Consider the following 13,263-nt stretch of genomic DNA (forward strand, 5'->3'; position numbering starts at 1 on the left):
TTACCCATGGCAGCAAAATCCGTCCTTGACCAGGTCATTTCCCTCTCCAAGCGGAGGGGCTTTGTCTTCCAGGCCGGTGAAATCTATGGTGGCTCTCGTTCTGCGTGGGACTACGGTCCCCTCGGTGCTGAGCTGAAGGAGAACATCAAGCGCCAGTGGTGGCAGAGCATGGTCCGCGGCCGCGAGGACGTAGTAGGTCTGGACTCCTCCGTGATCCTTCCCCGCCAGGTATGGGAAGCATCCGGCCACGTGGACGTCTTCTCCGACCCCCTGGTTGAATGCCTTTCCTGCCACAAGCGCTACCGTGCTGACCACCTCGAAGAAGAGTATGAGGAAAAGAAGGGCCGCCCGGCAGAAAACGGCCTGAAGGACATCGCCTGCGCCAACTGTGGAACCCGTGGCGAGTGGACCGAGCCGCAGGAATTCTCCGGCCTCTTGAAGACCTTCCTGGGCCCGGTGGCCAGCGACGAAGGCATGCACTACCTGCGTCCCGAAACCGCCCAGGGCATCTTTGTGAACTTCAACAACGTGCTCACCACGTCCCGGAAGAAGCCGCCGTTCGGCATCGGCCAGATCGGCAAGTCCTTCCGCAACGAAATCACGCCGGGCAACTTCATCTTCCGTACCCGCGAATTCGAGCAGATGGAGATGGAATTCTTCGTCGAGCCCGGCACCGATGAAGAGTGGCACCAGTACTGGATGAAGGAACGTATGTCCTGGTACACGGACCTGGGCATCCGCGAGGAGAACCTCCGCTTCTTCGAGCACCCGCTGGAGAAGCTCAGCCACTACTCCAAGGGCACCACGGACATCGAATACCGCTTCGGTTTCCAGGGCTCCGAATGGGGCGAGCTCGAAGGCGTCGCCAACCGCACCGACTTTGACCTGTCAACGCACGCCGAGGCCTCCGGCACGGACCTGAGCTACTTCAACCAGGCCACCAACGAGCGCTACACCCCGTACGTGATCGAGCCCGCCGCAGGCCTGACCCGTTCCTTCATGGCGTTCCTGATCGACGCCTACACCGAGGACGAGGCACCCAATGCCAAGGGCGGCGTCGACGTCCGCACCGTCCTGAAGCTTGATCCGCGCCTGGCTCCGGTCAAGGCTGCCGTGCTGCCGCTGAGCCGTAACGAGGACCTGTCCCCGAAGGCCAAGGCGCTGGGCGCCCAGCTGCGCAAGAATTGGAACATCGACTTCGACGACGCCGGTGCGATCGGCCGCCGCTACCGTCGCCAGGATGAAATCGGTACGCCGTTCTGCATCACCGTGGACTTCGACACCCTGGAAGACCAGGCCGTCACCATCCGTGAACGCGACACCATGAGCCAGGAACGCGTGTCCCTGGACAAGGTTGAGGGCTACCTTGCAGCACGCCTGATCGGCGCGTAGCCATGGCTTTGGAGTACCGCGAATGGAAGGAGGGCGACGACCTCGCCCTCCTGGAAATCTGGGGCGGCCCGGAGACCCTTCCCGCTGAGCAGTTCCGTGCGGCCCTGGCGCCGTCCAGCAACCAGCCTTGGCGCCGCTGCATCGTGGCCGAAGACGTGGTGGACGGTGTTCGGATCCCTGTAGCCGCCGGCGTGGTCCACGAGGCATCCCTGCACCCGGAACGACTCTGGGCATACATCGAGGTTGCCAGGGACCACCGCCGTGAAGGCGTGGGTGCCACCCTGCTGACCATGCTTCGCCGCGAAGCCGGGAACTCGCCGTCGGGCGTTTCCAAACTGCGCAGCAAGGTGGAGCCGGACACCGCCGGTGCGGCCTTCGCAGCGGCGGCGGGACTTGCGCCCATCCAGCGGTCGCAACTGGTGGTAGTGGAGCCCGAACCCCTGTCCTTGCCGCGGTTCGGTGACGGTTCCGAGGAAGCCGCGTCCGAGCGCGTGGAGGACCTGGCGACGGGTTCGGTTGAGTTGAGTGACGTTGTCGGCAAGTACTACTCGCACGTCCACCACTGGGACAGCCCCGGGGAGCTCAGCATCGCCACGGTGCAGCGCTTGTTCCTGCATGACCTGACCGGAGCCCATGGCGCGATCGTGCTGCGCGCGCCCAAAGCCAGTGCTTTTGGCCAAGGCGTTCCAACAACCCGCAAGGGCAAAATCCAGGCCTTCGCCATCAGCTACGCCCAGGGTAACTCGGACGAACCGTCGGATGTTTTCCTGGGGCATGACCCCCAACTGTCGGCCGAGGATGCAGCGGCGGCGGTGCGTGATCTTTTGGCGCTCATCGCTTACCAGCACCCGGTGCTGCTGGAAGTGGACGAATCCATGACTGCTCTCCGGACCGTTCTGGGGCCACTGCTGGAATCGGGCAAAGCCCACGTGCGCGGCGCGGATACGCTGATCGTCAGCGACTGACCCGTGGTGATCCACGGGATCCCGTGCTGCCCGCTTCCTGCGGGCGGCACGGGATTCTGTGCTTTATGGCTGAGCTCTGCAGTGGGCCTGGTCCCGCGTAGGGTTAAGGGCATGAGGTTTTGCTGCTGATGGGCCACGGTCACTCCCACGGACATTCTGAAAGTTCCGAGCCAACACCGCAGGCCCTTGCCTCGCGGAAGAGGGCCAACTGGATTTTGGCGGCCATACTGGTTCCGCTGGGCGTCCTGACGCTCGTGGCCATGATGGTCATGTGGCCTTCCGGAAGCCGGGAGGGAATCACGTTCTCGAGCCCGTACCAGGCTGCCCCGGGCGTTACTTTCGATACCGGGCGGATCCAGAGCGTGGTGGTGGAAAGCTGCACGCAAACCGGCCAAACCGACACGGGCCAACCTGACACCGGACAGCCCAACACCGGTCAAACCGACCCCAACCAGGGCGGGCAGGCCGGCGGATCCCAGTGCACGTTCGCTTTCACGGAGCCGGACAAGGGCGGGGACGTGGTCAAGGTGGTCATCAACCCTGATGTGGCCATGTCCCACGGCGTGGACGTGGGGGACTCCATCAGGTACCTGAACCTCTCCGCAGTCCAAGGCGCCAACGCGGGCAGCGGGGCTCCGGCCTACGTCTTCGTCGACTTCGTCCGCAGTATCCCCATCGCCATCCTGGCCGTCCTGTATGCGGCGGTTGTCATCGCTGTGGCCCGCTGGCGGGGTTTCCGGGCGCTGCTTGGCCTGGTGGGTGCCTACTTCGTCCTGGTCAGCTTCATCCTGCCGGGCCTGGTGGAGGGCAAGCCGCCGCTGTTGCTGGCCCTGGTGGGATCCACGGTGATCATGATCGGGGTCCTGTATTTCGCGCACGGATTCTCGGCGCGGACATCAACGGCGTTGCTCGGCACCATTTTTGGGCTCAGCATTACCGCGTTGCTGGCGGCTTGGGCTACCGACGCCGCCAACCTGGCCGGCGTGGGAAACCACGATGCTTCCACCCTGGTGAACATGTCACCGCAGATCTCCATCTCCGGGATCATCCTCTGCGGCCTCATCATTTCCGGACTTGGCGTGCTCAACGACGTCACCATCACCCAGTCATCTGCCGTGTGGGAACTGTATGAACTGGCGCCCAACACCACGGCCCGCAAGTTGTTCACCTCGGCCATGAGGATCGGTCGGGACCACATCGCCTCCACGGTGTACACCATCGCTTTTGCCTACGCCGGCGCCGCCCTGCCGATCCTCATCATCGTGATGCTGTACGACCGCCCCCTGGCCGAAGCGCTGACCAGCGCCGAGCTGTCCGAGGAAGTCATCCGGACCCTGGTGGGATCCATCGGCCTGGTCCTCGCCATCCCCGTCACCACGCTGATCGCCGTCCTGGTGGTCAAGGCCACCGGCATGAAGCGCCTTGCCACTTCGGGCGGGCCGTCAGTGACTGCCGACGAGCTGAACGATACCGGTTCGCTGGCGGCCGCTGCTGCCGTCGTGGGTTCCGGTCCGCAAGCAGATCACGACGCCGGTGAGCGCCTTGACGCTCCCGGCCAGCTGGCGCGTCCGGGGAGCCGCCGCGCCCAGCGGGAAGCGGAGCGGCATGCCAGGGACGAAACGAAGTAGAGCTGCATCCGGTCCTCGTTCACTCGACTCGTCGGTCAGTGCAGAACTGGTCGCCGGACGGTGCAGAGCCGGGCGAACGGGGCCGGATTCCGGCAAGGTATCCCGCCGATTTGCCTCGCTTTGCAACAATGGATAGGTGACTGTAGTAGCAACGCCCCCCGCACCAAAGCTCGAGCTCCCGCCCCTGAAGCTCGGCGGGATCACCGTGGACACCCCGGTGATCCTTGCCCCCATGGCGGGCATCACCAACTCGGCCTTCCGCAGGCTCTGCCGTGAATACGGTGGCGGCATGTACGTGGCCGAGATGGTCACTTCCCGTGCACTGGTGGAGCGGACGCCGGAATCGTTGCGCATCATCTCGCACGATGAGGACGAGAAAGTCCGTTCCGTGCAGCTCTACGGTGTGGATCCGGTGACCGTAGGTGCCGCGGTTCGCATGCTCGTGGAAGAAGACCGCGCGGATCACATCGACCTGAACTTCGGCTGCCCCGTGCCCAAAGTTACCCGGCGGGGTGGCGGCTCGGCGCTCCCGTGGAAGATCGATCTCTTCACCTCCATCGTGCAGACGGCTGTCAAAGAAGCGTCCAAGGGCGGTATTCCGCTGACCATCAAGATGCGCAAAGGCATCGACGAGGACCACCTGACGTACCTCGACGCCGGCCGCATCGCCCGCGACGCAGGCGTGGCCGCCGTCGCCCTTCATGGACGCACGGCCGCACAGTTCTACTCCGGACAAGCCGACTGGTCCGCCATCGCCCGTCTCCGTGAAGCACTCCCGGATATCCCCGTGCTGGGCAACGGCGACATTTGGTCGGCGGAGGACGCCGTCCGCATGGTGCGGGAGACCGGCGTGGATGGCGTGGTGGTGGGCCGCGGCTGCCAGGGCCGCCCTTGGTTGTTCGGTGACCTCCAGGCAGCCTTCGAAGGCAGTGACCAGCGGCACCGCCCCGGACTCCGTGAAGTGGCTGAAGGGGTTTACCGGCACGCCGAACTCATGGTGGAAACGTTCGGGAACGACGAATACAAGGCGCTCCGCGAAATTCGCAAGCACATGGCCTGGTACTTCAAGGGCTACGTGGTGGGCGGCGAACTCCGCGCCAAACTGGCTACGGTCCCCACCCTTGAGGTGCTGCGCGAATACCTTGATGAACTGGACATGGACTCGCCCTACCCGGGAGTCGATTCCGAGGGACCCCGAGGCCGCGCCGGCTCGCCCAAGAAGCCGGCCTTGCCCAAAGACTGGCTGGTGAGCCGTCAGCTGAACGCTGAACAAAGCGCGGATATCTCGGCTGCGGAGCTGGACGTTTCGGGCGGCTAGCCTCACACGTGTAAGACTGACTCAAGAAGCTCCACACCCCGGCGCTTGAAGGAGGCAGATACCCATGGGAACCGAAGCGATACTTGGCCACGACGGGACGGCCCACGATTTTGTGCTGGCCATCCCCGGATACGCCGAGGCAGATTCCGCGCGGTGGGTTGAAGAGCCGCGCAAGAGCAACTATCGCTCCGATTTTGAACGGGACCGCGCCAGGGTCCTGCACTCTTCGGCCCTGCGCAGGCTCGGCGCAAAAACACAGGTAGTTGCCCCGGACACTGATGACTTTGTCCGGACCAGGCTGACCCACAGCCTGGAAGTGGCCCAGGTGGGCCGTGAACTGGGTCGTTCCCTTGGCTGCGATCCGGATGTGGTGGACACCGCATGCCTGAGCCACGACCTCGGCCACCCGCCCTTCGGCCACAACGGCGAGTCCGCGCTGAATGAAGTGGCGCACACCATTGGTGGTTTCGAAGGCAACGCCCAGACACTGCGCCTGCTGACCCGGCTCGAACCCAAAGTGCTGGCCGAGGACGGAAGGCCGGCAGGGCTCAACCTGACCCGCGCCAGCCTTGACGCCGCGTCCAAATACCCGTGGTCCGCCGTCGACGCTCCCGTCATCCATGGCCACCGCACCAGCAAGTTCGGCGCCTACGAGGATGATCTTCCGGTCTTTGAATGGCTGCGCGAGGGCGCCCCGGGAAACCGTTCCTGCATCGAGGCCCAGGTGATGGACCTGGCGGACGACATTTCCTACTCGGTCCACGACGTCGAGGACGCGATCGTAGCCGGTCACTTCCAGCTCAAATGGATGGACAACCCGGATCATCGGGCGCGCGTGGTGGGCTACACCAAACAGTGGTACCTGCCGCACAACGACCCCGCCGAAATCGATGCCGCCCTGGCCCGGCTGGAAGCCACCAAGGTCTGGGTCCGTGAGGCGGATGGCAGCCGTAAATCGATGGCCGCACTGAAGGATATGACCAGCCAGTTGATCGGCCGGTTCTGCCAAAGCGCCATGGAAACCACGCGGGCCCACTTTGGCCCGGCCAACCTGACCCGCTATGACGCTGAGCTCATGGTTCCCGAGGACACCGTTACCGAAATCGCGGTGCTCAAGGGCTTGGCCACCACGTTTGTCATCTCCACCGACCACCGCCAGCCGGTGTACGAACGCCAGCGCGAAGTGCTGCACGCACTCGTGGGTGTTTTGAATGCCTCGGGCGACCGCCACCTGGAGCCGATGTTCGCCGCGGACTGGCGTGACGCCCCCGACGACGGCGCGCGGTTGCGTGTGGTGATCGACCAGGTCGCCTCGCTGACGGACGTCTCCGCGCTGGCCGTCTACGAACGCCTTGTGGGCAGCCTTCCGTCACTCTGGTAACTCTGGAGTCGCTGACGTTAACGGCGGGGACTCCAAGGGCAAGCGACTAGGATGGTGACGTGGCTGGCCTGATCAAACGTGAAGATATCGACGAAGTACGCCAGCGCACGGATATCAAGGAAGTCGTTGACGGGTACGTCACCCTCAAGGGCGCCGGGCTGGGCAGTTTCAAGGGCCTGTGCCCCTTCCACGACGAACGCTCGCCCTCCTTCACTGTTCGACCGCAAGTGGGCAGGTACCACTGCTTCGGCTGCGGCGAGGACGGCGATGCCATCTCCTTCGTCCAGAAGATGGACCACAGTTCCTTCCACGAAGCTGTCGAGAAGCTTGCCGCCAGGATCGGCTACGAGCTGCGTTACGAGGACGGCGGCACCGGTCCCAGCCGCGAGGAAGTGGGAAAGCGACAGCGTCTGTTGGACGCCCACAAGATCGCCGACGAGTTCTTCCGCGCCCAGCTGCTGACCCCCGGCGCGGCCGAAGGGCGCAACTTCCTCGATGGCCGCGGTTTCGACCGCGCCGCTGCCGAGCATTTTGGCGTGGGATATGCGCCCCAAGGCTGGGACGCACTGCTGAAGCACCTCCGCGGACGCGGGTTCACGGACGCTGAGTTGAAACTCACAGGGATGTTCTCCGAAGGTAACCGGGGCATCTATGACCGCTTCCGGGGGAGGCTCATCTGGCCCATCCGCGACATCGCCGGGGACACCATCGGCTTCGGCGCCCGCAAGCTCTACGAGGACGATCAGGGTCCCAAGTACCTGAACACCCCGGAAACCACGCTCTACAAAAAGTCCCAGGTCCTCTACGGGATCGACATCGCCAAGCGGAACATCGCCAAGGAACGGCAACTGGTGGTGGTGGAAGGGTACACCGACGTCATGGCCTGCCACCTGGCAGGAGTCACGACGGCGGTAGCCACCTGCGGTACTGCCTTCGGTACCGAACACATCAAGGTAGCCCGGCGGCTCCTTTCGGACGACGGCAGCGGCGGCGAGGTCATCTTCACTTTCGACGGCGACGCCGCAGGGCAGAAGGCTGCTCTGAGGGCCTTCGAGGAAGACCAGCGCTTCACGGCCCAGACGTACGTCGCGGTGGAGCCCTCAGGTGCGGATCCTTGCGATCTCCGCCAGCTCAAGGGCGACGCCGCGGTGCGTGACCTCATCGGTACCCGGAAGCCCCTTTTTGAGTTCGCCATCCGGGCCACGCTTCGCCGGCACAACCTGGACACGGTTGAAGGCCGTGTGGCGGCATTGCGCGAAGCCGCTCCCGTGGTGGCGCAGATCAGGGATTCCGCCACGAGGCCCGGCTATACGCGCAACCTGGCCGGCTGGCTGGGTATGCCCATCGAGGAAGTCAGCAGCTACGTCGGGGCGGCCGCCAAGCGCGCCGCATCAGGTGGCAATGCGCCGGCTCCGGCCGGCCCAGGCGGGCAATCGGCCGCGGCAGTGCCGCCGTCGAGCAGTCCGGTCTTTCAACGGCCCGATCCCAGGGACCCCATTGCGGGTATGGAACGCCAGGCGCTGGAAGTTGTCCTCCAGGAACCGGGAGTGCTGGCCGGGGGAGCCTGGGAGCGTTTCGAGGCCTCGCACTTCGCCACCCCGGCGTATGCGGCGGTCCACACTGCCGTGCGGGCTGCCGGACTTGCCCACGCGGCCGATCCCGTGGCGTGGGTGGAGCAAGTACGCCAGGAAGTTCCCGAGCCTTTGCGGCCCTTGGTGTCCGAGTTGGCAGTGACACCCTTGCCCGCCAGCACACCGGAGGCCATGCAGCGGTACTGCCGCGATATCCTTGCCCGACTCTTCGAGCTGCAGATCACGCGCATCAAGGCAGACAAGATGGGCCAACTGCAACGCCTGGATGCAGGCGCCAATCCGGAAGAATTCCAGCGGCTGAACCGTGAGTTGATGCTGCTGGAAATGGAGCGCCGCTCCTTGCGATCGGACGGCTGAGAACCTCGATTTCGTTTTCCGGCGGGCCCCTGTTAAGCTAGTAACCGCTTCATTCCTCCGTAGCTCAATTGGCAGAGCATTCGACTGTTAATCGAAGGGTTACTGGTTCAAGTCCAGTCGGAGGAGCGCACAATACCCCCGTTCCGATTCTTCGGAACGGGGGTATTTTTATACCCCCGAGGGGTATCCGGAGTCGATTTCGCATTCCGGTAGAACCTTTGCTAAAGTCATAACCGCTTCATTCCTCCGTAGCTCAATTGGCAGAGCATTCGACTGTTAATCGAAGGGTTACTGGTTCAAGTCCAGTCGGAGGAGCATCAGAACCCCGCACCGGCGTCACGCCGGTGCGGGGTTCATCTTTTCCTAGACGAAATCCATCTCCACTTGCAGGAAACGGGCGGCCTCGGCCACAGCTGCCAGGAACGAATCCTGCTCAGTGGGCGGGGTCCTGGGTTCGCGCGGATGCCACTCGTGCGGGGCTGAGTAGACGCGGGTGAAGCCGCCACCGGGCGGGGCATAGAAGATTCCGAATCGCTGGACCGGCCACTCAGGGGAAGTCTCCGGAGCAACCAGCAGTGCGGCGTCGGCCTCGGGGTTGAACCACTGGGCGATGGGTCGGCGGCGGTCGTCCGTGAAGAGGCCTGCAGCGTAGAGGGCAGCCGACTGGGGGCTGGTCACCGAGCACAGACGGTCCCACCACAGCGGCAGGATGCGTTCATCCCGACGCTGCCACGGTGCCGGAAGCGGCTGCAGCTCTTGCCAATGTGGCACACCCCAACTTTATCGCCGGTTCGTGGCCCACAACAGGGGAAGCCCTAGCGGGAGAGTCCCAGCCGGGGGTAAAGCACCTCGAAACCCTTGGTCAGGCCCGCGTTGAGGGCCAGTCCCACGTGGCCGCCGTTGGGAACCTCGTAATACGTCACCGTCATGCCTGCCGCCTCTGCCGCGGCGGAGACAGCTTTCGCTGCGGCCACATACGTCACGTCGTCGGAGCCGACGGTGAAAACGGCTGTCGTATCAGGGAACTGCTTGCCCTTCATGATGTTAATGGGCTTCTGGGCGTCGTAGTCCGCCTGGTTGCCGCCGAAGATGGTTGCGAGGTTGCCTGCCGGGTCTTCGGCTCCTGGGAACTCTTCGCCGGAGATGTCCACCACGTTGCCCCACATCTTCGGGTACTTGACGGCGAAAGAGATGGCGCACTGGCCGCCGTTGGAGTAACCGGCGATGGTCCAATGCTCCCGGTCCGGAAGGATGGTGAGGTTGGCTTTGGCCCAGTTCACTACGTCCTCATTGATGTACTTCTCTACGTTGCCGTACTTGGCGGTGTCCAAACAGAGGTTGTCGTTCTCGTCCGGGCCGATCTGGTCGGCCACGATCGCGATAGGCGCCAGGCCGTTGTTCTTTGCAGCGAATTCATCCAGGGCTGCCGAGACGTACTGGGGGTCGGGAAGGCCGGGTTGGCCCATCATGAGGACGAACAGGGGCAGCGGGGGAGGATTGTCCGTCAGGGCTGCGGGAGGCAGGTAGATGCCTGCGGGCCTGGCGTTAAAGCCGGAGGCCGTCGCCGGGATCACCTGGGTGCCCACCTTGCCCTTGGGCGGCATGGTGGCCGGGGGTTTCCAGCTTTGCCAGAGTGGTCCTGCCGGGATGGACGCGTCCGGGTTGGGCTTGTTCAACTGGATGGCGCCCTCAGTGGAAATCCCCAGGGCCGAGCCCAAGGTCTTGTTCAGCCCGAACTCGGTGTTGATGCCGAGCCCCGCGACGAGGACAAAAACGGGGATGGATACTGCAGCCACCGCCTTCCGCCACGCCCGGCTGTGGCGGAAGCTGACCACGGACAGTCCCAGCGCTGCGAAGCAGGAGATGGCCCAGAACCATACGCGCGGAGTCAGGCCCACATGGAAGACGTCCATGACGTCCTCGATGATCCACACCGTCAGCCACCCCAGCAGCGCAGCGGACACAACGGCAATGATCGCGGTCCGCGCCCACCGGGCTGACGGCCTGAGAAAAAGCACCAGGAAGAATACGACGCCGATCACCCCGGCAATGGTCATGACCACGGGGCCGCTGATCTCAAGTTTCAGGAGGTCGTCCATGGCTAGGAACTCCGCCCGCTTCTCATGTTGCGGGCTCCCTGGCGACCATTTGTCTCAGGAGGCCTGCGCTTTGTGCGGGCGAGAGGCCCGGCAGGTAGGCGGAGCCCACCGCGATCCCAATGGATGGCAACGCCAAGGGGTCCTGGTAGTACATGTACAGGGTGCGGTGCTCAGGCTGGAACCGCGACTTGAAGGCGGCCAGGGACTTGAAGCCGTACATGGGCTCCAGAGCATTGCCGAGCAGCGCCAGGACACGGTCCAGGGAGCTCCGGTCGCCCTCCACGGTGTCAGCCCCGGCATTGGCCAGTGGCGAGCCCGACAGGGAGATCCGGGGGACGTCTTCCTTGAAGTGGGTGACGGCCGAGGCGATAAGGAACTCCATGACGCCCTTGAAACCGGTGGTCCGCCGCCGCATGAAGTCCAAGGTCCATCCCGAGATGACGCCGTTGCGGAACACGGGCAACCAACTGGTGACTCCATGGACCAAGCCCTCGTCGTCCAGGGCCACGCAGCAGAGGACTTCGGGATCCTTCAGCTCATTCAGGCCGCCCAGGGTGAAGCCCATTTCCGGGAGGGCTTTGTCAGCGACCCACTCTTCGGAGATCTCTGCAAGTTGGGCCCTGACTCCCGGCGGCATCCCCTGGTAGGGATACCAGTGGTCCCTGATGGACAACTTCCCTGCACGGTTCAGGGCGGTGCGCACGTTCTGCCACTCCTTGCCCTTGAACGTCATGGCCTGGACGTTGAGAAGGGTTTCTTCCGCCACTTCCAGCTTGCGGAACCCACGGGGGAGGAGCGGGCCGTCCAGTTCTGCAGTGGCTGAGTAGAAGCACGGGGTGAGTCCCAGGCCGGCGCAGTGCTTCAGGAACCCCGTGGCTGCTTCCGCGTGGTGCTCTTCAGCGCCGAAAGGACCCGCAACCGTCAAGGCCACGCCGTTGTGCACTTGATAGGCAACGCCGGCCTTGCGGTCCGGGGTGAACCAGTACTGGTTGTTGTCCCATAAGGCCATCCAGGACAGCGTGCCGCCGCCGTCATGGAGCAGTTCCCGGGTGTGCCCCAGATCCGCTGCAGGATCTGTGGCAAGCATCCTGAACCGCCGGAAGTTGTTCAAGACCAGCACCAGGATGCAGAGCCAGATGATGTCCCCGCCCAGCCCGTACACCACGGTGCTCAGCAGGCCTTGGGGGAGGGCCACCACAAACGGAACGGGGAAGGGGACCAGGATGTGGGTCAACTGCCCGGCAAGGTCCCACAGAGTGGAACGTCCCGGATTGCCTTCGACGAACCAGAACGCCACATAGAGAACTATTGCGGCGACTGCCAGGATCAGGGAGGTCCTGCCCAGGACCCTGTATCCGGCATCGCTGGACTCCACCCGGAACTTGTGGCGGTTGGCCAACAGCAATGCCACGATGATCACCGGTGCGAGGACCGCTGGAACTGCATAAAGCAGGAGGTAGCCGAAATCGTCATCGCCCAGGGCGACGTCCGGATCGGTGACGTATTGGACGATGGACAGGACCGTCACTGCTGCGAGGTACGCCTGGATCACCAGTGTCAGGCGGTAGGCGAGCCGGCGGCCGCGGCGGAGACCCTCGGCGCAAACAAGCAGCAAGAGGACCGGAATCAGCGTCAGGATTGCTGCGCCGAAGCTTTGGACGCCCACGATGCCCTGCAACGTGACGCAGTTGGTGTCGTTGTTGCAGGCCTCCTTGACTTCATCGGCGTCGGGGCTGGCTTGGAGCATGACGTCCGAAACCACGGACAGAGGGCCTATTTCCCACGTGCCGGTGAGTTGCGTGAGCAAAGGTCCCACCGCGAAGACACCCACCACAGTGCCCACCAGAAAGCGGGTCTCACGGAGAGTCGAGGAATGCAGGGAACCTGCCCTGCGGCGGAGCATCAGTGACTGGACGGCCCAGCCCGCCAGGATGCCCATCACTGCTCCGGCCAGCGCCTGAAGGGTTTGGGCTACCCCAACAAACAGGGCAAACATCAGCGTCGCGGCAAGCAGCCACGTCCTCAGCCGACGGCGCCACAGGGCGTCCAGCGCCGCCGTCGAGCATCCCAGCGCGGCAGCAGCGCCGCCGTAGGCTCCAACAACGTATTCGCCGCCCAGGAAGCTGAGCCACTGATCGCTGGCGTCGGTTCCGAACGCAACAAGCGCCACCAGGACCAAGGCGCTGAGGGCCGAACCCGCCACGAAGGCTGCAAGCGCCAGCCAAGGTCCCATGACGCGCTCGGCGATTCCCACGCCCACCAGGATCGCGGCCGCGCAGGCAAGGTAGTCCAACAGGGAAGAGGCAAAGAACGCCGACGTGAAGATTGACCACCACGGCCCAGGCTCCACTGCCAATCCCAGCCCCACTTGGTCCAGCAACGCCTCGCTGGGTCCATTCAGCAGGCTCCCTGTCGCAGCCCCCAGGATCCACAGCAGTAATGCCAGGCCCAGTGCCAGGGGCAGCCGGCGCACTGTTGCCCAGCCGCGGAAACCTCCCCGCAATCCACCAGCCGCGCTCATGTGATGTCCC

9 protein-coding genes and 2 tRNA genes are annotated in these 13,263 nt (G+C 64.2%); 8 read left to right on the forward strand and 3 right to left on the reverse strand.

What is annotated here, in order from left to right; all coding sequences use genetic code 11:
* The first annotated feature begins 6 nt into the window (after positions 1 to 6).
* The 8 genes from ACIQLI_RS19490 to ACIQLI_RS19525 all read left to right on the forward strand — a co-directional run bounded on the left by ACIQLI_RS19490 (position 7) and on the right by ACIQLI_RS19525 (position 8,948).
* Positions 7 to 1,392 carry a glycine--tRNA ligase gene (locus ACIQLI_RS19490; protein ID WP_400391425.1) on the forward strand — a complete coding sequence of 462 codons (1,386 nt, stop codon included), beginning with the start codon at positions 7 to 9 and terminating at the stop codon, positions 1,390 to 1,392.
* Positions 1,393 to 1,394: 2 nt separating this feature from the next.
* Positions 1,395 to 2,357 carry a GNAT family N-acetyltransferase gene (locus ACIQLI_RS19495; RefSeq protein ID WP_400391428.1) on the forward strand — a complete coding sequence of 321 codons (963 nt, stop codon included), beginning with the start codon at positions 1,395 to 1,397 and terminating at the stop codon, positions 2,355 to 2,357.
* 128 nt (positions 2,358 to 2,485) lie between these two features.
* Entirely contained in the window at positions 2,486 to 3,985 is a 1,500-nt protein-coding gene (locus ACIQLI_RS19500) for a YibE/F family protein (RefSeq protein ID WP_400391430.1), read from the forward strand.
* 136 nt (positions 3,986 to 4,121) lie between these two features.
* Complete coding sequence (gene dusB, locus ACIQLI_RS19505; protein ID WP_014921229.1) at positions 4,122 to 5,303, forward strand: tRNA dihydrouridine synthase DusB; 1,182 nt, start codon at positions 4,122 to 4,124, stop codon at positions 5,301 to 5,303.
* A 64-nt stretch (positions 5,304 to 5,367) separates the two neighbouring features.
* On the forward strand, positions 5,368 to 6,684 hold the full coding sequence (locus ACIQLI_RS19510) for a deoxyguanosinetriphosphate triphosphohydrolase (RefSeq protein WP_354232245.1): 1,317 nt from the start codon (positions 5,368 to 5,370) through the stop codon (positions 6,682 to 6,684).
* 59 nt (positions 6,685 to 6,743) lie between these two features.
* On the forward strand, positions 6,744 to 8,633 hold the full coding sequence (gene dnaG, locus ACIQLI_RS19515) for a DNA primase (protein ID WP_400391434.1): 1,890 nt from the start codon (positions 6,744 to 6,746) through the stop codon (positions 8,631 to 8,633).
* 53 nt (positions 8,634 to 8,686) lie between these two features.
* Positions 8,687 to 8,759, forward strand: a tRNA-Asn gene (locus tag ACIQLI_RS19520).
* A 116-nt stretch (positions 8,760 to 8,875) separates the two neighbouring features.
* Positions 8,876 to 8,948 (forward strand) — tRNA-Asn (locus tag ACIQLI_RS19525).
* A 48-nt stretch (positions 8,949 to 8,996) separates the two neighbouring features.
* Here ACIQLI_RS19525 and ACIQLI_RS19530 read toward each other — a convergent pair.
* The 3 genes from ACIQLI_RS19530 to ACIQLI_RS19540 are packed head-to-tail and all read right to left on the reverse strand — an operon-like array spanning position 8,997 to position 13,253.
* Entirely contained in the window at positions 8,997 to 9,404 is a 408-nt protein-coding gene (locus ACIQLI_RS19530; RefSeq protein WP_354232249.1) for a hypothetical protein, read from the reverse strand.
* 44 nt (positions 9,405 to 9,448) lie between these two features.
* A complete protein-coding gene (locus tag ACIQLI_RS19535; protein WP_400391437.1) occupies positions 9,449 to 10,732 on the reverse strand; it encodes an alpha/beta hydrolase in 1,284 nt (427 codons plus the stop codon).
* Between the two features lie 22 nt (positions 10,733 to 10,754).
* A complete protein-coding gene (locus tag ACIQLI_RS19540) occupies positions 10,755 to 13,253 on the reverse strand; it encodes a bifunctional lysylphosphatidylglycerol flippase/synthetase MprF (protein ID WP_400391439.1) in 2,499 nt (832 codons plus the stop codon).
* Positions 13,254 to 13,263: the final 10 nt, after the last annotated feature.

Source organism: Paenarthrobacter sp. NPDC091669, from assembly GCF_044756725.1.
In the GTDB taxonomy this organism is placed as follows: Bacteria; Actinomycetota; Actinomycetes; order Actinomycetales; family Micrococcaceae; genus Arthrobacter; species Arthrobacter bambusae_C.